23 protein-coding genes are annotated in these 21,160 nt (G+C 36.4%); 2 read left to right on the top strand and 21 right to left on the bottom strand.

All coding sequences use genetic code 11. The features are described from left to right. Nucleotides 1–5: 5 nt before the first annotated feature. The 11 genes from rplB to HMPREF9013_RS01370 all read right to left on the bottom strand — a co-directional run bounded on the left by rplB (nucleotide 6) and on the right by HMPREF9013_RS01370 (nucleotide 7,523). Complete coding sequence (gene rplB, locus HMPREF9013_RS01320) at nucleotides 6–839, bottom strand: 50S ribosomal protein L2 (protein WP_006626568.1); 834 nt, start codon at nucleotides 837–839, stop codon at nucleotides 6–8. A gap of 59 nt (nucleotides 840–898) precedes the next feature. After that, on the bottom strand, nucleotides 899–1,189 hold the full coding sequence (gene rplW, locus HMPREF9013_RS01325; RefSeq protein ID WP_006626569.1) for a 50S ribosomal protein L23: 291 nt from the start codon (nucleotides 1,187–1,189) through the stop codon (nucleotides 899–901). Continuing rightward, nucleotides 1,189–1,818: a 50S ribosomal protein L4 gene (rplD, locus tag HMPREF9013_RS01330; RefSeq protein WP_006626570.1), complete on the bottom strand. Its 630-nt coding sequence runs from the start codon at nucleotides 1,816–1,818 to the stop codon at nucleotides 1,189–1,191. The genes rplW and rplD overlap by 1 nt, the downstream gene beginning before the upstream one ends. An 11-nt stretch (nucleotides 1,819–1,829) precedes the next feature. Next, a complete protein-coding gene (gene rplC, locus HMPREF9013_RS01335; RefSeq protein ID WP_006626571.1) occupies nucleotides 1,830–2,588 on the bottom strand; it encodes a 50S ribosomal protein L3 in 759 nt (252 codons plus the stop codon). Nucleotides 2,589–2,605: 17 nt separating this feature from the next. After that, nucleotides 2,606–2,917, bottom strand: a complete 312-nt coding sequence (gene rpsJ / locus HMPREF9013_RS01340) for a 30S ribosomal protein S10 (RefSeq protein ID WP_006626572.1) — start codon at nucleotides 2,915–2,917, stop codon at nucleotides 2,606–2,608. A 274-nt stretch (nucleotides 2,918–3,191) separates the two neighbouring features. After that, on the bottom strand, nucleotides 3,192–4,265 hold the full coding sequence (locus tag HMPREF9013_RS01345) for an ankyrin repeat domain-containing protein (protein ID WP_040333295.1): 1,074 nt from the start codon (nucleotides 4,263–4,265) through the stop codon (nucleotides 3,192–3,194). A 25-nt stretch (nucleotides 4,266–4,290) separates the two neighbouring features. After that, on the bottom strand, nucleotides 4,291–5,355 hold the full coding sequence (locus HMPREF9013_RS01350) for an ankyrin repeat domain-containing protein (protein ID WP_006626574.1): 1,065 nt from the start codon (nucleotides 5,353–5,355) through the stop codon (nucleotides 4,291–4,293). A gap of 19 nt (nucleotides 5,356–5,374) precedes the next feature. Next, the gene (locus HMPREF9013_RS01355) at nucleotides 5,375–5,788 is read right to left on the bottom strand and encodes a hypothetical protein (RefSeq protein ID WP_006626575.1); all 414 of its coding nucleotides are present in this window, start codon (nucleotides 5,786–5,788) and stop codon (nucleotides 5,375–5,377) included. Between the two features lie 37 nt (nucleotides 5,789–5,825). After that, a complete protein-coding gene (locus tag HMPREF9013_RS01360; protein ID WP_006626576.1) occupies nucleotides 5,826–6,047 on the bottom strand; it encodes a hypothetical protein in 222 nt (73 codons plus the stop codon). Nucleotides 6,048–6,052: 5 nt separating this feature from the next. After that, nucleotides 6,053–6,430: a hypothetical protein gene (locus HMPREF9013_RS01365; RefSeq protein ID WP_006626577.1), complete on the bottom strand. Its 378-nt coding sequence runs from the start codon at nucleotides 6,428–6,430 to the stop codon at nucleotides 6,053–6,055. Nucleotides 6,431–6,845: 415 nt separating this feature from the next. Further along, the gene (locus tag HMPREF9013_RS01370) at nucleotides 6,846–7,523 is read right to left on the bottom strand and encodes an HAD family hydrolase (RefSeq protein ID WP_006626578.1); all 678 of its coding nucleotides are present in this window, start codon (nucleotides 7,521–7,523) and stop codon (nucleotides 6,846–6,848) included. A 94-nt stretch (nucleotides 7,524–7,617) separates the two neighbouring features. Here HMPREF9013_RS01370 and HMPREF9013_RS01375 point away from each other — a divergent pair, with 94 nt between their 5' ends. Beyond that, nucleotides 7,618–8,925 (top strand): class II D-tagatose-bisphosphate aldolase, non-catalytic subunit, encoded by a 1,308-nt coding sequence (locus tag HMPREF9013_RS01375; protein WP_006626579.1) that lies wholly within the window; start codon nucleotides 7,618–7,620, stop codon nucleotides 8,923–8,925. 51 nt (nucleotides 8,926–8,976) lie between these two features. Here HMPREF9013_RS01375 and HMPREF9013_RS01380 read toward each other — a convergent pair whose 3' ends face one another. Continuing rightward, complete coding sequence (locus HMPREF9013_RS01380; protein ID WP_006626580.1) at nucleotides 8,977–9,687, bottom strand: hypothetical protein; 711 nt, start codon at nucleotides 9,685–9,687, stop codon at nucleotides 8,977–8,979. Nucleotides 9,688–9,774: 87 nt separating this feature from the next. Here HMPREF9013_RS01380 and HMPREF9013_RS01385 point away from each other — a divergent pair, with 87 nt between their 5' ends. Beyond that, nucleotides 9,775–9,960 (top strand): hypothetical protein, encoded by a 186-nt coding sequence (locus tag HMPREF9013_RS01385; RefSeq protein WP_006626581.1) that lies wholly within the window; start codon nucleotides 9,775–9,777, stop codon nucleotides 9,958–9,960. 726 nt (nucleotides 9,961–10,686) lie between these two features. Here the strand turns inward: HMPREF9013_RS01385 and HMPREF9013_RS01390 are convergent. The 9 genes from HMPREF9013_RS01390 to HMPREF9013_RS01430 all read right to left on the bottom strand — a co-directional run bounded on the left by HMPREF9013_RS01390 (nucleotide 10,687) and on the right by HMPREF9013_RS01430 (nucleotide 21,113). Then, complete coding sequence (locus HMPREF9013_RS01390; RefSeq protein ID WP_040333213.1) at nucleotides 10,687–11,721, bottom strand: ORF6N domain-containing protein; 1,035 nt, start codon at nucleotides 11,719–11,721, stop codon at nucleotides 10,687–10,689. 1,243 nt (nucleotides 11,722–12,964) lie between these two features. Next, complete coding sequence (locus HMPREF9013_RS01395; RefSeq protein WP_006626584.1) at nucleotides 12,965–15,784, bottom strand: hypothetical protein; 2,820 nt, start codon at nucleotides 15,782–15,784, stop codon at nucleotides 12,965–12,967. Between the two features lie 200 nt (nucleotides 15,785–15,984). After that, nucleotides 15,985–16,392 carry a 30S ribosomal protein S9 gene (rpsI, locus tag HMPREF9013_RS01400; protein ID WP_006626585.1) on the bottom strand — a complete coding sequence of 136 codons (408 nt, stop codon included), beginning with the start codon at nucleotides 16,390–16,392 and terminating at the stop codon, nucleotides 15,985–15,987. Nucleotides 16,393–16,406: 14 nt separating this feature from the next. Next, nucleotides 16,407–16,841 (bottom strand): 50S ribosomal protein L13, encoded by a 435-nt coding sequence (rplM, locus tag HMPREF9013_RS01405; protein ID WP_006626586.1) that lies wholly within the window; start codon nucleotides 16,839–16,841, stop codon nucleotides 16,407–16,409. A gap of 188 nt (nucleotides 16,842–17,029) precedes the next feature. Next, nucleotides 17,030–17,992, bottom strand: coding sequence for a tRNA pseudouridine(38-40) synthase TruA (gene truA, locus HMPREF9013_RS01410; protein ID WP_006626587.1), 963 nt, complete (start codon nucleotides 17,990–17,992; stop codon nucleotides 17,030–17,032). Then, nucleotides 17,989–18,789: an energy-coupling factor transporter transmembrane component T family protein gene (locus HMPREF9013_RS01415; protein WP_006626588.1), complete on the bottom strand. Its 801-nt coding sequence runs from the start codon at nucleotides 18,787–18,789 to the stop codon at nucleotides 17,989–17,991. The genes truA and HMPREF9013_RS01415 overlap by 4 nt, the downstream gene beginning before the upstream one ends. Beyond that, the gene (locus HMPREF9013_RS01420; RefSeq protein WP_006626589.1) at nucleotides 18,782–19,639 is read right to left on the bottom strand and encodes an energy-coupling factor transporter ATPase; all 858 of its coding nucleotides are present in this window, start codon (nucleotides 19,637–19,639) and stop codon (nucleotides 18,782–18,784) included. The genes HMPREF9013_RS01415 and HMPREF9013_RS01420 overlap by 8 nt, the downstream gene beginning before the upstream one ends. Beyond that, the gene (locus tag HMPREF9013_RS01425) at nucleotides 19,615–20,445 is read right to left on the bottom strand and encodes an energy-coupling factor transporter ATPase (RefSeq protein ID WP_006626590.1); all 831 of its coding nucleotides are present in this window, start codon (nucleotides 20,443–20,445) and stop codon (nucleotides 19,615–19,617) included. The genes HMPREF9013_RS01420 and HMPREF9013_RS01425 overlap by 25 nt, the downstream gene beginning before the upstream one ends. Further along, complete coding sequence (locus tag HMPREF9013_RS01430) at nucleotides 20,424–21,113, bottom strand: hypothetical protein (protein ID WP_006626591.1); 690 nt, start codon at nucleotides 21,111–21,113, stop codon at nucleotides 20,424–20,426. The genes HMPREF9013_RS01425 and HMPREF9013_RS01430 overlap by 22 nt, the downstream gene beginning before the upstream one ends. Nucleotides 21,114–21,160: the final 47 nt, after the last annotated feature.

Consider the following 21,160-nt stretch of genomic DNA (forward strand, 5'->3'; position numbering starts at 1 on the left):
TCAACTTACTTTCCATTACGTCTTCTAACAATGTACTTACTACTATGTGCCTTAGGATTCCGTGTTTTAAGACCCATAGCCTTCTTACCCCAAGGTGTCATAGGTGCCTTGCGACCAACAGGAGCCCTACCTTCACCACCACCATGTGGGTGATCCACCGGGTTCATAGCCGAACCACGTACAGTAGGACGAATACCCATCCAACGAGAACGACCCGCTTTACCTAAATTGACTAAACTGTAGTCCCCATTGCCGACAACCCCAACAGTCGCGCGACAATTGCCGTGAACTTTCCTTACTTCCCCAGAAGCCAAACGAATCGTAACAAACTTACCTTCAGAACCCAAAATTTGAGCAGAAGTACCAGCCGAGCGCGCTAGTTGACCACCTTTTCCGGCTGTCAGTTCCACGTTATGAACAAATGTACCATCCGGGATATTTTGCAATTCCATTGCATTACCAACTTTAATATCGACCGCAACACCGGAAACTACCGTGTCACCATCATGTAAATCCGCCGGTGCCAAGATGTATCTCTTTTCACCATCCGCATAATGTAACAAAGCAATGTTTGCATTACGATTTGGATCGTATTCAATGCCAGCAACCTTAGCAGGAACATTATCTTTATTACGCTTGAAATCAATAATACGGTACTTTTGTTTCACTCCGCCACCTTGATGACGAGTGGTAATACGACCTGTATTATTACGCCCACCTTTTTTGTTCAGTGGCGCCAATAAGCTCTTCTCAGGGCTTTTCTTAGTAATACGATCATTACTAAGGGTCGACATATTACGACGACCGGCACTGGTTGGCTTGTATTTAATAATTGCCATTTTCTTTTTTCCTTTCGCACTTTGTCCGGAGATAGCGATTTCCTCCGATAATGAATCAATTATTCAGCAGAACCGAATAACTCAATAGAACTTCCTTTTGGCAATTGAACAATCGCCTTCTTTAAAGCGGAAGTCTTCCCTTCGTAGCGTCCAACTCTTCTTGTTTTAGAATGAACGTTCACAACATTAACCTTTTCAGGCTTAATTCCATAAATTTCTTGGATTGCTTGTGCAACCAAAATCTTGTTTGCGTTTTTCTTTACGATAAATGTGATTTTATTTTCTTCATTTGTTAAACGCATTGTCTTTTCTGTAACAACAGGTCTTACGATGATATCACGTGCAGTCATTACGCAAATACCTCCCCGGCTTTTTCAGCAGCCTTTTCTGTGAAGACAACCTTATTTGCATTTACAAGATCATACACATTTAAGTCGAAAACAGTCGTTACTAACGCATTTGGTAAGTTCCTCATAGAAATATACGCATTAACAAAATCTTCCGAAGCGTCTACCACAAATAACGTCTTACGATCGAATCCGAACGCCTTTAATAAAGCAACTGCTTTCTTTGTCTTCATTTCCTCAAAGTTCAAGTTTTCAATCAATACAAAATTAGATTCCAGAACTTTTTCCGATAAAGCAGAACGTAAAGCCAAACGACGAACCTTACGATTTGTCTTTACACCATACTTACGAGGGTGTGGTCCAAAAGCAACAGCACCATGCCTCCATTGTATTGCTCTTGTAGAACCTTGACGAGCGCGACCTGTTCCTTTTTGGCGGAAAGGTTTCTTACCTGTTCCCGAAACAAACGATCTTGTCAAAGTCGAATGTGTTCCTTGTCTTAATCCAGCTTGGTAAGCAAGAACAGCGTCAAACATAACTTGTTGGTTCGGTTCAATACTGAACACAGCATCAGAAATTTCTACCGTCTTAACAGACTTAGCTTCCTGATTGAATACCTCCATTTTAGCCATTCGTTATTCCTCTACTTTCCTTCTTCAGTCGCAACTGCTTCTGAAGCAATTTCCTCATCAATTGTTTCCGCTACTTTTTCAAGTTCTTCTTCAACTGATGTGCCGGCATAAGAAATAATTTCTACTGGAGTTACCTCTTTAACCGGCTTAACTGTTGTCTTAATAACAACAAGCCCTTTTCTAGGTCCAGGAATATTTCCTTTCACTAGAATATAACCTTCTTCAGCATCCACTTTGATCACTTGAAGATTTTGGTTCGTTGTAGTGTATCCGCCTTCTTGACCAGGCATAGCTGTTCCTTTATTCACAACTCCGTTATTACGACCGTTTGTGGCCAAGGAACCGATGTGACGGTGATGGCCGGAACCATGAGACATTGGACCACGAGCCGCATTGTTACGAACAATTGTGCCGCTGTATCCTTTACCCTTGCTTGTTCCTTGTACATCGACAACGTCACCAGCTTTGAATAGATCCGCCTTAACCTCAGCGCCAACTTCAAAATTCATCATTTCATCAGCTCTGATTTCCTTGATGTACTTTTTAGGAGCGGTATTAGCTTTTTTAGCATGACCAATAGCAGGCTTGTTGGAACGTTGTTCCTTAACATCTTCATACCCTAATTGAACAGCTTCATAACCATCCGTTTCCTTTGTTTTCTTTTGTAGTACGACATTTGGTTTAACATCAATCACTGTGACAGGAATTAAAGTTCCGTCGATCGTGAAGACTTGAGTCATACCAAGTTTACGTCCTAGAATACCTTTCATGTTTTTTCCTGTCCTTTCTATAACTTAATTTCAATATCAACGCCTGACGGTAAGTCCAAACGACTTAAGGCATCAATCGTTTCAGCACTCGGACCAATAATTTCAATCAATCTCTTATGAGTGCGAATTTCGAATTGCTCACGAGCATCCTTATATTTATGGACAGCTCTTAAAACCGTGATGATTTCTCGTTCGGTAGGCAGCGGAACAGGTCCGACGATCTTTTTAGCACCGTGGCTATCAACCGTCTTTACAATCTTTTCACTTGCAGCGTCAAGACTTCTGTTCTCGTAAGCCTTCAAACGAATTCTTACTGAGTTCTTTGCCATGAATTTTTCCTCCTTATATTCACTCCACTTCCGTGGATCGCTCCGCAGGAATTCCCCGGTTATCACGCCTTGTGACAACGCCTATAGGCGTGCCGGCAACCTCCCACATCTATGCGAGTGCCCTAGTAGTTTATCATAAAAACAGGAGATTGCAAGCTATTTTCGCAATCTCCTCCAATATTTTTTTACTTGATACATCCTGTCCTTTTCAGAAAATTTTCATTTTGAAATATGACCGCTTACCCTATAAACCATTCACACTCTATTTCGCCAGTTACAGTTCTCCCTCAATTATTTTCTGCATGTATAAGGATAAATTATTTATAAATTCTTCAAAACTACACATGTCTTTTATCTCTTCATGCTCTATGTCATAGAAAGCCACCTTCTTTGTTTTAGGATTCCAGACGATGCAGATATGGTCATAATCCCCCATCAATTTAGATAGACGCAAAAATTTTTGTCTACCTTTTTTAATGGGAACGGTATCCATTAAAGAGAAAAACTCCATCCATTTAAAATCACAGCCTTTAAGCTCAAAATATAATTCATTACTTTGCAAGAATTCAATGACTGCCTTAGGTAATTTAAACGGCTTAAGTTCATCCAATTTATTCTGTAAGCTATGGTATCTTTCCGGTTCCAAACCCTTAAAATACTCAGCCATGGCTGTATCACCTTTTTCAAGGGCAATACTGTATGGGCGCATCCCATCTTTTTCGGTGATTGTCACATTTGCTCCATTTTCTACAAGATATTTACACATTTTCAAATCACCATATCTTGCTGCTATGCATAGAGGAGTCGGCTTAAAAGGATATACCATATCAGCTGCATTATAATTTATATCAACACCATTCTTTATAAAGAAATCAAGTACCGCATAATTTCTTTCTGAAACAGCTTTCCGAAATGCGTTCCCACCGTATTTCTCTACTGTATGACCTAACCCATGGATAACAGGCAAATTCTCATATCTTTTTCCATACAATGCTTGTTCAAACGCTTCCGTCTTTACATGATTTACACTGTTCACTTTTGCGCCATGTTCCACAAGGTACCTGATAATAGCTTCATCACAATACTTTACAGCAAGTAAAAAGGATGGATTACCTTTCACATTCAGATTTACCCCCTTCCCTACAAGCCATTTTACAGAGTTAAAGCTTTCCATAATCAACGCAATGTCTAAAGGAGACAAAGCAGTATACTTGCTTATTTTGATACTCTTTTCAATATCCCAGCCTTTTGAAAAATACTCATCTAGTGCTAATGTATTCCCATTTATAATATCAATCACCATTTGTGGAACAGATTTAAATTCCCCTATATCTTTTAATTTGATCATTTTAAATTTCCTATCTGTCATGGTCTCATCTATCATAACTTGTTTCACCTAAAGGAATCGGATCCCGATTTAACAACACCCAGAGAACCGAAAGTTCACACAAACGCTCTGTTATTGTTTCTTCATCATCCCCATTTGTACGGATACTTGAAATTAGTTTTTTAGTTTCTTCCAGTTCTCTCTTAGAAAGAGGTGTGCCTGAAGCAAAATGATTTGGCAAAGCACGAAGCATATTTCGATAGCTTTTATCCCAATTTACACCACCATTTCTGTATAGTTCATCCTGAACTCGTCCTGTTATACGAATCACTTCACCCTGTACTGTTTTCGCAGCTCCACTTGAAGGAATCAACATATCCCAAAGCTCATCAAATTGTTCCTTCCAAGAACCCTCTTTTACAATAATCGGAGAAACTCCATCATGCCTTTTATGCTTTGGGACAGGCTTTACATCAAATAGTGCATAGAGTTTTTCAAGCCCCGCTTCAGTTTCAGCCAAATAATCTTTATTGAACTTCTCCCTATGAAATTCAAAATCACTGCCGATTCGTTCGACTCTTTCCGCCATTCCAGAGGTTACTTCAGCACCTTCCTTGATTAACATTTCTGAAATTTCTGCCGCCTGCACGATATTAATGTTTCTACAAGTAGCAAGAGTACAAGCTAAAGGAGTTCTTCCCATATCATTTTTAACGTGAACATTCGCTCCTTTTTCCAGTAAAAAATGAACGGTATCCGGATGAAAGAACTCCGCTGCCGTATGTAGAGGTGTATTCCCATATTCATCCGGCTTTTCTATATCTCCGCCCAATTTGAAAAGTAATTTTACAGTCTCTCCACCCATCGTCGCATGCTTATATAAAGGCGTACGCCCATAGTAATTGACAACATTTACATCTAACCCTTGTTCTACAAGCCAGACAACAATTTCATCAGGAACCCCTCCGTAATGAAGGGCTGTGTTTAAGCTATATTTCCCGCTATGGGCTGAAAGCTCACATTTTTCATAAACAGCCTTCAGAGCTTCAATATCTCCTGATGTAATCAATTCATCAAAGTTTTTAGGTAAAGTAACCCTTTTCTTTGCCATTATATTTCTCCTTATTTATTCACTGCCAAATCCATCTAAGCTCATTAACATCTTTTAAAATCATGGTTTTTCCATCATAATCGTTTTTTAATTCAACTTCCTTTTCCTTAACAGATATATGATTGTACCAATGTTCCAAACTTACATATTTTCCTGTATGGATATTGATAAGCACACTTGTGATAGGATCCCAAGTGCCCTTCTTTACCGTTTCCGCCAACAAATAATAAGCATCTAAAAATATTAGATTTCTCCCATATAGCCAAAATGGAAGTTCAATATCTAACAACGGCAATTTGGCAGAAAAAATATCATCTCCATGTGGCGGTACTGTCTCATAATAAAATTCTATCTCACTTCCATAATACGCAACCGTTGCCCCCTCATATCCTATGCTTAACGGCATTCCTTCTTGGGCTATATGAAATTCCATTGTATTTATCTCCTTACCGTTTACTATAACAAGATTTTCATCGCACTTCTATATCAGCCAACCCATCTGAACTGGTATCATTCAGAACATTAACTTTGCCTAGTAAATTAAGGAAGATTTCTTTTTCATCAATTGATTGATTCACCTCTATTTCTTGCCACTTCTTTCCGACACTTTGTTTCATCACTTCATCAAATTTCTTGGCAAATTCTTCTTTTGAATCAATATGTTGATCAAAAATCCAATTTATATGTCTCAAATAGTTCAAATCATTCTTAAGTATTCTGGTCTTTCTGCACCATTGACACACTCACCATAGTACTGACTTGCATATTGAACAAACTCATATACATTTGAAGCTATACGTTTCATTTCAAAAGAACCCAAAGCCCCCAAATCATTCATATAAATGGTGTCATCAGAATCTTTTTTTATAAAGAAAGCCAAATCGCCATCTTGCCCAATTAGGAAAAAATCCGGCGCAAATTCTTCTATCTGATAGGTAGAGTTTCTTTCCGCCAAATCTTCCTTTGAATATAAAATAATACCGGTATTTTTTACTAAAAACTCTCTTGCCTCTTCCATTTCCGACAAAAACTTTGTGTATAAATTTGAAAACGCAAAATCGATTTGATGATTCATATCCATCTCCTAATATATTTCATTTGCCTTAAAATTCTTCACTTAAATTTGAAATAAAATATTTAAAGCGACCTTTTCTAATGTAATTCTACTTATATTTTTTTCTTGTTTGAATACCGACAACCGATATAATAAAACCTTTATAACAAAACTTTAGCATTATTTTAGTTTTGAAATCACCTCTCTGTATCCAATATCAGATACATATTTTCATCATTAATCACACTACATTTCTAAGTTTTATACTGACTGTATAAACAACCTCTTTCTACACGCTATCACATATAATCGATCCTGCACTACAATCATCTGATGATAAGCCAATATCCTATAACCGTTTTTTACCTTTTCTATTACCTCTACACTTTTTTCAATTTCGGTCATTTTCCAACATTGGAAAACTTATTTAATTCCCTTACTTTCCTTTCTCTCTTATCTCCCATAAATACTTTTCTAATTCTGTATAATCAGAAACTTGAGCAATGTCCAAACTGGTGATCCCTCTTCTTTCATAACAAAACCAGATTGGAACCAATCCAGCCCTAATAGCACCCACAATATCTGTCGAAAAAGTATCCCCTACAAACACCACCTCTTCCGGCTTTAGTCCCATTTCCTTTACAGCTGCTAGATAGATTCTTGAATCCGGCTTAGCACAACCAAACGATTGTGATACGAATAAAGGATAAAAATTATTTTCCATACCTAAGGCTTTTATTTTAGTCATTTGGCTTTCTGTAGGACCGTTAGTAATCAAACCAATTTGATAATTTTCCTTCAATCTTTCTAGCACTTCTTTGACTCCGGGCATTGAATGTTGATGTTCATGGAAATGTTGATACCACAGAACATACATATCTTCTATATTCAAATTAGGATAATACTTGGCTTTTAACTTCTCTAATACAAAACGTTTATTAATGGTTCCATATTGATCCCATAACAAGCAACGTTGCAAAATTTCCTCTTTCCGAAGTAAGTTTTCTTTTAGGTTTGGATCAATTTGTTCCAAAAACCAATGATACATCTCAAAAGCCGCCTGATAACGATAGCTAATCGTCCCATCAAAGTCGAATAAGATTCCTTTAATCATAAATTCTCTCTTTCTAATACCGAAAATCACAAATAGTCTAACACGAAAGGTAAATCAACCTTGCTATAATGAAATTATAAAAGGAGAAAATACAATGAAAAAACACCCTTTAATTCATTTGATTGATTTACAAAAGGCTGGAAAAGCAGTTGGTATTTATTCCGCTTGTACCGCTAATCCCTTAGTAATCCGTGCCTGCTTACAAAAGGCTAAGGATACTCATTCTATTTTATTGGTTGAGGCAACAGCGAATCAAGTGGATCAATATGGAGGTTATACCGGTATGAAACCGGCTGACTTTATCCAGTTTGTTCAAAAACTTGCTAAAGAGGAGGATTTTGATACTAATCGCCTTATCTTTGGTGGCGACCATTTAGGCCCATTAACTTTTGCTCATTACGAAGCCGAAAAAGCCATGCAAGAGTCAGAGGAATTAATTCGACAGTATGTTTTAGCTGGTTTTACCAAGATCCATATTGACACCAGTATGAAAGTGGCTAGTGACCCCGAAGATATTCGTTTAAGCGATGAAATCATTGCTAACCGTGGATCCCGTTTAGCTCGGATTGCAGAAGCGGCTTATCAAGAAAGATTGAAAGACTTTCCGGATTCCATTCACCCTGTTTATGTGGTCGGTTCGGAAGTTCCAATTCCAGGCGGATCCCAAGAAGCAGTGGATACCGGTATCCAAGTCACAAAAGTAGCAGACTTCAAGAACACTGTAGACACTTTTAAAAAAGCGTTTCCACAAGAAAGTTGGCCTTATGTCATTGCGGTTGTTGTTCAACCTGGTGTAGAAGAAAAAGATGCGGGTTGCACAGACTATGACCGCTCTAAAGCAGTTGATCTAATGGCTAGTATCCAAAATTATTCCAATCTTGTCTTCGAAGGGCATAGCACCGACTATCAAACCAAATATCATTTACGGGAATTAGTAGAAGATGGTGTCGGCATTTTAAAAGTAGGGCCCGGTTTGACCTATGCAGCCAGAGAAGCCCTATTTGCTTTAGCTTATGCTGAAAAAGAGGTTTATCGATCTCAGCCTGATCGACAAAGTCATTTTATGGAAATCTTAGAAGAAGAAATGTTAAAAGATCCAAAATACTTTGTAAAACACTATCACGGTACGAAAGAGGAAATTGCTTATAAACGCAAATTTAGTTTCTCTGATCGTTCTCGTTATTATTTACCACAAGAGCCGGTTCAAAAAGCCATTTCAATTTTATTGAATAATTTTAAAGAGGGGGTTCCTTATGGTGTATTGAGTCAATTCTTGCCAAGAGAATACACAGCCGTCCGTTGTGGGCAATTAAAAAACGATCCAATGGCCATCATTAAGGCTCATGTAGGTTATACCATTGATGAATATCTATACGCTTCTCATCAAGAAGAGTTAGGATAAATCGTCCTCATCTATAAAAGTAAAAGGGGTTCACTTCAAAGAAACCCCTTTTTAACTTAATTCTGTCACTAATTTTTCTAATTCTAACCAATCCTTCTGATCCATCATTTCTTTGATTCGAGTAGCATAGGTTGTTTCTTTAAGCCGCTCATAACCACTTGTTAAACATTGAAAAGCCACATCTTTTTCTTTACGATAATAATTCGCCAGTGCTGCTTTCAAGAAAAAAACTCCCGCTGTTAATCCATCTCGTTTACTCTTGGCTACCTTTTCCAAATCTTTTGCATAGTGACCGCTTCGTTCAAAGATCAGTGACTTCGTCATTTTCAATTCATCCAACAATGGTTGATATTGGCTCTTCTGTTTAGAAGTTAGATATTTAAAATTATCTTCTGCGATCTCTATATAATGATACGCTTCTTTTTGCTTGTGATGGCGCACACAATAAGAAAATTCCTTAACTGTCACAATCAGCCTTTCTACCGAACGCAATCGAAATCCATCAACAAGCGGTAAGATTTCTTGAATCTTTTGTTCATCATCTTCTAATAAAACAGCATCTAATCTCATCAATGTGCGTAATTTCTTCGTAAAGAAAAATTTACTGGATGGTGATTCTAACTCTTTGTAATATCCCTCAAAATCTCTGCTTTGGTACAACAAAATGGATAATAAAGCGGCTTGTCTCTGCGAGAAAAATAGATACGATAAATAAAAAATAATCGCTAAAATAATAAAAATAATTAATAATTTCCAATCCATACATGAATCCTTTCTATTTCATTATATTGATTCGCCTCTTTTTTGTCATACCTTTTTGAAGTATCCTTATATAGAAGGAGTACTTTTATGAACCAATTCGTCATTCCGGTTCTTTTATTGATCCTATTATTAGTTTCCTTTTTATTTTCCAAATGGAAACAAAGGAAAAACATTCAAGATAAACAAAAAGAATATCATGTTGAACTCAGTGATGTGATTCAAAAGGAGTATTTTGATGAATATGAAAAGGAAAAAAAGAGCCATGAAAATTGAAGTGAATCCCAAAAATTGGACAATAACTAAGGATATTCACTTTTATTATGAAACTTACATTTGAAGACAAAGTTAAAATTTATAAGGAACGAAAACGTGGATTCACATTTTCGCAACTCCAACAAAGATGGAAAATCACTAAAATAATATTCAATACCTCATTAGATTGACCGATAGACACGGAATTGATATCTTACATCATGTCTATCATGAATACTCTATTCCATTTAAGAAATAGGCTGTCCATAGAGTAGTGATGTACAATGAGTCAGTTTATAGTGTAGCGATAGATTTAGAATTATCTACCAATAGAGTTATATGTTCTTCAAAATCAGTGGATAAAGTGCTTAAAAAGATCAACTATCTTCTCCTTGGTTAAAAATAATATCTAATTTTTAGCTTTTCTATCTATCTTCATAAAAAGCCAAGCACGTTTTCATGCTTAAGACTCATAGATTCTTACTTATATAAACATTAAAAACACCGATACATAATATCACCATATTCACAATAGATTCCCTCATGTGAAGAATCTTTTACGCTTAATTTCTTAGATATCCTATTGGAACAATGTATCTTCTATCCTCATGAACGATGGTGAAGGCATTTTCATTGTATCCATTTTCTTTAGCAACGTTTAAGGCTCAATGCTCCTCTTTAATCAATTTCTGCCCACCCTTGTATCAAGTATTGAATACGTATTTTTTCAAATTTCCAATCCTTTTTTTATTTCTGTTTTAACTTTAAAATCTGATTTTTCAAGAGATTATTGATAAGGTCTGTATAAATCATTTGATCAACCACTTCTGTTATACTTGTGATTCTTTGCCCTGCATCTTTGGAAGATGCTCCACAATGATAGATTCTCTGATGTTCAGTATTCCAGTCGATAATAATGTACCTGTCATGAAACTCTCCACCGGATTTTTGGAATGTTATCTTTCTAAACGGATATTCTTGGCAAAAATCCTGATACTCAAGGATATGGAGCCCTTTGCCGATGTTATCGCTGAATATAATGACCTCTACTGATGAAGGGACATCTTTTAATAAAACCAAAGTTTTCACTCCGATGTAGTTATCAACAATATAAATACTCTTTTTCGCTATGCTGTAAATGTCCTTATAAGCAAGATTTGCTTCGATCGGCTGTCCGTTCAAAAGCAAAAATCCATATTTAAGCTGTGGATTGCTAAGGTCAAGAATCAGGTCAGACAGTTCGGATTTATGCACCACATTATTTAAGGTATCCACCACCTCTGCCACCTGATCTTCCACATTCATTAAATCTCGTCTTAAATTCTGCATTTCCACGACATTATTCGCAATCTGAATCGAAAGCTGTAAAAACTCTCTTTTCCCAATCAAACCTTGATTTTCTACGATATAGTCTTTCATTTGCTTGAAAGTGCGTATTAAGGCTCTACTTTGCCTTACTGCAAGATCACCTTTTAATACTGTCATCAGCATATAAATTCCCTGTTCAGTAAAGGCATAAGGAAGGTATCTTGTACCGCCCCAACTTGAGGTGAAAATTTTGCACCTCAAGTTATCCATTTCTTCTTCGGTGATCCTAAGCATAAAATCTTCGCCTTCAAACTTCTCGATATTGTTCTTGACCTGCCGATTGAAATTTTTAGTTTCATACCCATAAATCTCTGCCAGCTCAAAATCAAGCATTACTTTCTGTCCCCTAATAATATAAATCTTTTTTACAAGGGATTCTTGATTTACAAGCATCCTCTCATCTTTTTTATCCATTTTTTCCACTCCCTTCCTCAAATCCCCAAATGATTTCAACCGTATTCTTGTCATAAACAAGGTATCCAGATTGTCATTGACCGTCACAACTCTTACCCTAAGAAAGGGAAAATCTTTTCAATGAAATTGCCATGTTTGGTATAGTTTCTTCCAAACCTTGATAGGTCTTTTACAACAAAACAATTTACTTTCCCCCATTCGTACTTCTTCCATCAAGTTTTCAAATTCGGTTATTCAAAATTGATTTCTGAATATCCGTCATCCATATATTCACCTGTAAGCTCCATCTCCTCATTTTTATCAACGTTCACTTTAAATTAATTCTGGTATGAAGATATATATATAAGCAGAAATAAGTGGTAGAAACTTTGTATCGTCAAATTAAGTGTTCTCACAAGAAAGCAGATTGTATCATGAAAAAATTTGAAAACTTAAACTTCGAACATCGCAAGATGATTAATTATCAACTCAATACCCATAAAGCCAAGGCTATTTTTATTATCAATCTCATTGGCTGAAATCGATGGATAAGTAAAGAGTTTTCTCGAAATATAATCAACTCTATTTGCAAGAAAACTCTTAGATTTCCTTATGTTTGTACTAGCTGTTCACTCAAAGCTTATTGTCCCAAAAGACAATATCGATATGAAGCTCGCTATGTACAATAAAAAGCCGACTATAATCCAGTCTCAACCAGAAAAAGAATCAACTTTTTAATTTAGCAATAATACTTTAATACTTGTATTTGCATTAGTTATTTTTGAAATAGTTCTATTTTCAATGCTTTTCTTCTTATCACTCCAAACTGTTCAACATCTTTTGAACGAACAAAAACCACAGATTCTGTCAATATGAACTAGTCTTCTTCACCTCTTAAATCCAATTCATACAAAATTTCATCCACAGAACAATCTCTGTATTTCTTCACATTTCATCTCACGATTCAAAGTATCATTTTTCGGCGTTTTAAAGAGATGATTTATAGTTTTTATTATTGACCAAAAAAATAATGGGATTTCACTTTGTAAAAACATCTATCAAATACTTAAATACTCTATCTTTACATAGCGTAGCCGTACGCCAATGCTACTATTTTATTTCAAAAGCTTCTTACATTTTTATATGATCGTTAAAACACTACAAATAATAACCATTTGACTTCAATTTAAAAACCCCTCATTCCGGTTTCGTCCGGAATAAGGGGCATCTCAACACCTGATTTTCAGTGTGTCATTTATCCTGATTAATCTTTTCTCTTTAACAGAACAACTAAAACGCCTATCCCTGCTAAAGTAGCCACCAGTAATCCAACATACATCCAAAGATTAATCGAATCACCAGTCCTTGGATTTGTACCAGGTCTAATTGGCTTCTTAGGATTTTTCGGAGTAGAAGATTCTGAAGTATATTTCAAAGTAAGTGAAATTTCCTTACTTGTTGGAGCTATAAAATCAGCTCCTTCTGGAATTTGTTCTCCAAACCACTTCAAATCAAAATGAAGCACATTATTAGTAGCTGTATTCGTCGCTTTTGCTTTAAAGTGTCCAAAGACAGTTCCCCTAATGGTGTAATTTGTATTAGGTTTAGCATTTTCATTAAACACCACACCCTTCACATTCACCTTTAAGTGATCATCAACTGCTTCAACAGCTTCTTTAATTTGTTGGAATGTTTGAATATTACCAACCACTTTCATAGTGACTGTAATCTTCTTCCCATTGACTGTTACCTTTGTGATTTCAAACTTCCCACGAGAACCCATCAATTCAACTCGATAATCATGAGCAAAACTAAGTTCATTAGGCAGGGTCATTGTTGCAGTAAAACTTGTTTCCAAATCAGAAATTTGAATATGGGTAGGCATACTTCCGGATCCATATTGTGCCTCAAGTTCTCTCATTCTCTTTTTAATAGAAGATACATCTAAAAGCCCTGTCATCGTCATCTTGTCCGATTTCTTAGCAACATAAACACGATCATGCTGGGTATTTCCATTCACTAATAAGTCGCCCGGCAATTTATCGGTAGCACTAATATTTCCAACATTGGAAGAATTGTGTTTCACGGTTGCTGTGATTTCCTTCGTCATAGGATTTGTGAAATCTTCACCACCAACTAACTGTTCACCTAACCACTTGTAGTTAAAATGAATGATATTGTTCGTTAATTTGTTCGTTGCTTTTGCACTAAACAAACCGGAAACTTGTCCTTTGATGGTATAATTCTTTCCTTTTTCAGCATTAGCTTCAAAAGTCACTCCATCCACATGAACCTTAAGCTGATCAGCCACACCATCCACAGCTTTCTTAATATCTTGAAAGTTATTGACTGAGTTAGCTAAAACCATCTTAACCGTTAATTTTTTACCATTTACTGTTACTTCAGAAATCTTAAACTTAGTATTAGCACCCTCTAAAGTTACTTTATCTTTAATATTGCCAACAAATTTAAGACCATCAGGAAGCTCCATTGAAGCTGTAAATTCATGCTTCATATTCGTTACGGAAATATTAGTTGGATTTGTTGGATATTGAGCCTCAAGTTGATGCATCGTGTTCTTGATTGGAGAAACATCCAAAAGACCTGTCACTTTAAAGACATCATTCTTTTTAAATTCCATCACCTTTGTATGTTGTGTATCCCCATTCACTAACAAATCACCCGGTAATTTATCTGTTTTAGAAATCGTTTGTTCTGATGATGATTGATACTTAACAGAAAGAGCGATCTCATTCGGATTAGAAGCACTCTTGCCGGCCTCTGTTTGTTTACCATTCCAAGATAAATTGAAGTTCACGACCTTACCTGAAATTGTATTCGTAGCCTTAGCTTTTAAACTACCTGTAATAGAACCTGTCACTTCATAATCTGTACCAGAGCGAGCCTGTTCATTAAATTTAACCGTCTTAAAAGTCACCTTTAATTCATCCGCTACTTTATGGATGGCATCTCTCAATTGAGTATATGAAGTCATGTTCTCTGCGTTCACCAACTTGAATTTAACGACAGCTGTTTTATGACCATTTTCAAGAGTAGTACTTTCAATAACAAAAGAACCATTTGCCCCACTTAACTCTGGATTCGTCGAAACAAAACTTAGTCCATCCGGCAAATTCAACTTTGCTGTAAATGAAGTGGTTAAGTTACTCAACTTAATTTTTTGAATGTCAGTACTATATTGTTGTTCAATCTTCTTCATTTGGTCTTTGATGGTTTTCGCATCAATCACACCTTCAAAATCCAAGTTATCATTCTTTCCCTTGGTAATCACTTGGTGACCTGTATTACCATCCAATTTCAAATCAGCCGGTAAATCTACTGTTTGTGAAACTGTATTTTCTTGTGCTTTAAAAACATTCGAATTCGCAAAACCCTTGGTTAAAGGTTTTGTTGAAGTATCCGAGTTAAAACTTTGTAGACCGATACCAACCTTTCCTAAATTACTACTAGGATAAAATGAAAAATTACCCTTTGCCGTAATATTCTTATGATCAAAACTTTCCGCTTGACTTTTACTACTTGCTTTTACCGTATAAGGAATTTCAATATCCACGGTTCTATTAGCAGTTCCAGCCGCTTTATCATTCCGATAAGCCTGTAAAATTCCACTCCAGTTTACCTCTTTTAATTTAAGTTTAAACTTAACGGTTTTACCTGAAATTTCCTTTGTGATTGTTGATTTAGGAATAATCTCCGATGTGCTGTTCGTTACCGGAGTTCCAATTTCAGCTCCATCCGGGAAAGAAACATGGTAGTCAATTGAAGCACTTGTACTAACCGTCTCCTTATCCCAAGGAAAATACCCTTTATTCGCAAATTCCGTCATGTTAGATTCAAAAGCAGACATCACATCCGCCATCGGAACCTTCGCCTTCCATACACCTGCGTATGTCCCCTTATTGGAACCGGCAGCACCGCTAACCGTTCCACTTACGCTTGTGTATTTCGCAATCTCCAAGTCTTTAGCTGCATGTACAACATTTGTAGCGGGAATGATTGTTCCTAACGCCAAGACAAGTGCTGTAAATACTGAAGCAATTTTATGAGTTAATTTAGTTTTCATAAATTTCTTCTTTGCCCCTCCTTTTCGTGTATATATGATATCAAAAAAGTTTGATTAATCAACACATATGTTTTAAATATAATTTCTATTTAAATACTACCTTTTTTGAAAGAAGATACTGATTAATCCACCATTTGGTATCCTCAAATATAAAAAAGCCTGAGAATAAATCCCAGACTTTCTAGTCATAAGACGTATGATTAACGCTTACTAAATTGAGGAGCACGACGAGCACCCTTTAAGCCATACTTCTTACGTTCTTTACCACGAGAATCACGAGTTAGGAAACCTGCCTTCTTAAGAGCTGGGCGATAATCCTCACTTGCTTCAAGCAAAGCACGAGCAATGCCATGACGCATTGCACCAGCTTGACCGGTATATCCACCACCATAAACATTGATCTTAATATCAAATTGTTCCTTTGTTTCCGTTAAAACTAATGGTGAATTAACAACCATTCTTAACGTAGCTAATGGAAGATATTCTTCTAGTCCTTTTCCATTAACGGTCATTACACCAGTACCAGGAGTCATAAAGACACGAGCTACGGATGTTTTACGACGACCTGTACCAACATAGGTAACACCTGTTTTCTTCTTAGTTGCCATCTGTCTTTTCCTCCTTATTTAACTTCTAACACGACTGGTTTTTGAGCAGCGTGTGGATGTTTATTTCCAACATAAACAAACAAATGAGTACGCATAACATCACCAAGTTTTGTATGAGGCAACATACCCTTAATGGCTTTTTCAACCCATTCAACAGTATAGTTTTCACGCATTTCCCTAGTGCTTCTTGTACGTAAACCACCTGGGTATTGAGAATGACTGTAATAGAACTTTTTAAAGTCTTGATCGCCTGTGATTTGAATCTTGTCAGCATTCACAACGATAACATAGTCTCCACAATCCACATTAGGTGTGTAAGCAGGTTTGTTCTTACCTCTTAAAATAGTTGCAACCTGAGTTGCTAAACGTCCTAAAGTTTTGCCTTCACCATCGACGACATACCAAGTACGCTTAACCTCTGCCGGTTTTAACATAGTTGTTTGACGCATAATAATTTCTCCTTTTTTGACTGAGTTTCCGGGGCTCACGCCATAAAGTGTCATACAAGATGATACTTCAAAATATCCCCTAAGTCAATTTAATTTTACTTACTTTTATCCTAAAAATTTTTTCAAACGCCTTCAATTATTTCATACTTCCTCTAGTACAATCATGACGAAAAAAGATTAGATTCTTTCTAATCCTTTTCTTTGATCCACAATCCTCTTTTCCTAGCTTTTTCTACAATTTCCAAAAAACTAGGATTCGTCGGAATCGATCCCTTCAACAAAAAACCCGAAGCATCCAAGTGATATTGATCACCATTTTCTTTTCTTTCGATCAAGATATACGAAACATTCTCATCCAATTGATCATACCGACTAACGTCTCGCAATAGATAGTCTTCGTTATAGGCCAAAGCACGATAATATGAAACTTCTTTTAAACATAAACCCTGAGCAGGAGCTTTTTTTGTCGCATAGTGTCTGGAAGGATCATTCAACATTCTCTGAACTTCTTCTATGGTAAGTTTTCCTCTTCCCACTTCCAAGCAAGTTCCAACTAAGATACGAACCATATGTCTTAAATAACCATTGCCACTAATTTCCAATTCTAAGTGATCCGATATCTTTCGTAATTCAGTTCGAAAAATAGTTCTCACTTGATTAGGGTATTCCGACAAAGAAGAAGTATTGAAAGACAAAAAAGAATGTGTTCCCTCAAATAATTTCCAACATTTTCTCATCTCTTTAAGATTCAAGTCTTCCCTTAGTTGAAAAGAATCATCTTTTTGAAAAACATCGTAATCCCCTAAATGAATCCGATATAAATAGGTTTTTTGTTCCACTAAAAAACGAGCATGAAATGTTTCATCCACTTCTTCCACTTGCTTAACATAAATATCTTTTGGTAAAAAAGAATGAAAAATACCTAACCACCGATAACTATCAATGTTCTTTTCACTTTGAAATTGAAAACACTGGCCTAAGGCATTTACCTTGGCATCTGTTCTGCCCGAAGCAATAACAGTCGTTTTTTCTTGATTAATTTGGCTTAAAACGGCCTCAATCTTTTCTTGAATGGAGTTTCCTTTTTTTTGTGATTGCCAACCACAATAATTCGCCCCCACGTAAGCTACAATGGCTTTAAAATACCTCATAAATAAATCGCCATTCCAATCAAAATCACTAGAAGAACATGGACAAAAATCAAAACCACGTAATCCACTTGGGTAAAATGAAGTTGCTTATATCTTGTTCGCATACGACCAGGCACAAATCCTCTAGCTTCCATGGCTTCTGCCAAATCCTCCGCCCTTTGAAACGCCGACACAAATAAAGGAACAATTAGCGCTAAAATAGCCATCATTTTTTCTTTCAGTTTTCCTTCTTTCAAATCTACTCCACGTGATTCCTGCGCTTTCATAATCCGTTGCGTTTCTTCGATTAAATCAGGAATAAAACGCAAGGCAATGGATATCAACATGGCAATCATATGGCTCGGCACATGAACCTTTTCAAATGGCTTTAATAAATCTTCAATACCAAGTGTCATGTCCAAAGGCTTAGTCGTCGCTGTCAAACAAGTGGTAATCATAATCATCAATAATAGCCGAACTGCAATATATAAAGTTTGAAAAACAGCCTGTGAGTGAATTTCCAAAGAGCCGACCTTCAACCAAATATCCCCCGAATGAATCGAAAAAACATTGATAACGAATAAGAATACCAACATAAATAACATCGGTTTCATACTCTTCCAAATAAATTTAAACGATAACTTAGCTACCAAAATGGCTGAGCAGGTCACCATAAACATGACACCATATCCACGCCAACCTGCCGGAATGAAAATACACACCAGCAAAACCAACATAGCCATGATCTTAGCCCTTGGATCCATACGATGAATCGCTGAGTCTATTGGAATATAACGCCCTAATGTAAAACTAGACATGATTCACCTGGCTTTCTATCCATGCAAACAGCTCTTCTTTTGTACGAAATAAATCCGGTAAAGGAAAACCTTTTTGTTTCATTGCCTGTTGAAAACGGATAAAAGAAGGAGCTAAAACATGTAGCTGTTTTAATAACTCAGGTTCATGAAAAAAATCCCAAGCTTTTCCCTGAAAAGCCAATTTACCTTCTTGCATAACAATAACGTTTTCACAATATTTCAACACTTGATCCATATCGTGAGAAACCAAAATAACCGTTAAATCACGCTCTTTTTGAAGGCTTGAAAATAAAGTCATCATTTGTCTGGCTCCTTGTGGATCCAAACCGGCTGTCGGTTCATCCAACACTAGAATTTTTGGCTCCATAGCTAAAATACCGGCAATCGCCACTCTTCTTTTTTGTCCTCCCGAAAGTTCTAAAGGACTTCGTTCATATAATTCTTCCGGAATGCCCACCACCTTTAAAGCCATCTTTGCTTTTTCAACAGCCTCTTCTATTGAAACTCCAAAATTCTTTGGTCCAAAGGAGACATCCTTTAAAACAGTTTCTTCAAATAATTGATATTCCGGAAACTGAAAAACCAATCCCACTTCTTTTCGTAAAGATTTCAAACCCTTATTCTTATCTTTTGCTACAATGGTACGATTCGCAATTTGAATTTGTCCCTCATCTGGCAATAATAAGGCATTTAAATGCTGTACCAACGTACTTTTTCCCGATCCGGTATGACCGATAATAGCGGTCATTTTATGTTCTGCAATACTTAAACTAATTTTCTTTAATGCCTCTGTTTCAAATTTAGAACCTTTGGAATAAAAGTGACTCACTTCTTGGAATTGAATTGCCATAACTCATCCACCATCCCTTCTATTCCTTTCGTTGGGTCCAATTGGATTCCTTTTTTCTTTAGTTCCTCTTCCACTTCAATCACAAAAGGAGCTTCCACTTGAAGTTGTTTTAACAAATCAGGTTGATGAAATAATCGAAGCGGATCGCCTGTATAAATCGGTTTGCCATCTACTAAAGCAATGACATTCGTACTCTGAAGCACTTCTTCCATATCATGGGTAATAGAAAGAATCGTCAACCCTTCCTTTTGATACAACTGCTTGATCAATTGATTGATGCTATATTTCCCCATCGGATCCAACATAGATGTGGCTTCATCTAAAATCAACACCTCCGGAGACATAGCTAAAACTCCTGCAATAGCCACTCTTTGTTTCTGACCACCGGAAAGATGCATCGGTTCTTGATCTAAAAACGCAGACATCCCCACTCTTTGAGCATTGTCTTTAATGATAGCCTCCATTTTCATCGGTTCCACTTGGTGATTTTCTAACCCAAATGCAATATCATCGCGTACCGTAGAACCAATGAATTGATTATCAGGATTTTGAAATACAATACCAATTTGAGAACGAATTTCATCTAATCTTTCTTCGCTCATTTCTTTTCCTTGAATCCGAATAGATCCGGACTCTTTATCAAGCAAGCCGGCCAACAACTTAGCTAATGTACTTTTTCCACTACCATTATGACCAATAATAGTAGTATAAGAACCGGCTGAAATAGAAAAAGAGGCTCCTTGAATGACCGAGTGCCCTGGTTCATATGAAAAATATAAATCTTTTACTTCGATTGTATTTGCCATTCATTATCCCCTAATTCTTTAAAAATTTGTGGCAACGTTTCTACAAGAGATCTAGTTCGCTTATACTTGGTTTCATAATACTTTCGATTTCGATCTAAAAGAATAGAATTCAGTCCCACTTCGTTTTTGGCTACTTCTAATTCCCCTAAAATAGAACTAATATTCAATACTTCCTCTTTTTTAATACAAGCCACTTCTAAGGCCTTTTCAAACGTTTCTTGATACATCAAAGTCTTTCCCACAAAATCAGCACTAATCACCTCTGCCACATGCAAATTATTCCTCTTCAAATTCACCCGCACATAATCAGCCGATTCATTACAAACAATATACACAGGTACGGGACATAATCGTAGAAATTCCTTGAAATCATCACTTATTGGAGCATACATCCAAAAAGATTGATAAGCACGCACTACTTTTTGAGCATTTCCTTTAAATTTTATATCATCGGATTTATATTTCAGAATATTTAAAACGACATTTTCCAATTTAGTATAAGGCTGATTGTGAAAATAACCCTCTATATTTTTTAAAAGCCAATCCCGAACCTCTTCATGGGAATTTAATTTACTATGACAAACTATCTCATCGCTTGCAACTTGAAGATCCTCCCCTTTTGGTAAAATAACGGATAGAACATAGTTTATAAATACAGCTTTTATCATTTCCAATCCTCCTATGTATGACAAATGGGGCGATAAAAAAGTTGGTA

This window comes from Bulleidia extructa W1219 (assembly GCF_000177375.1).
Taxonomy (GTDB): Bacteria; Bacillota_I; Bacilli_A; order Erysipelotrichales; family Erysipelotrichaceae; genus Bulleidia; species Bulleidia extructa.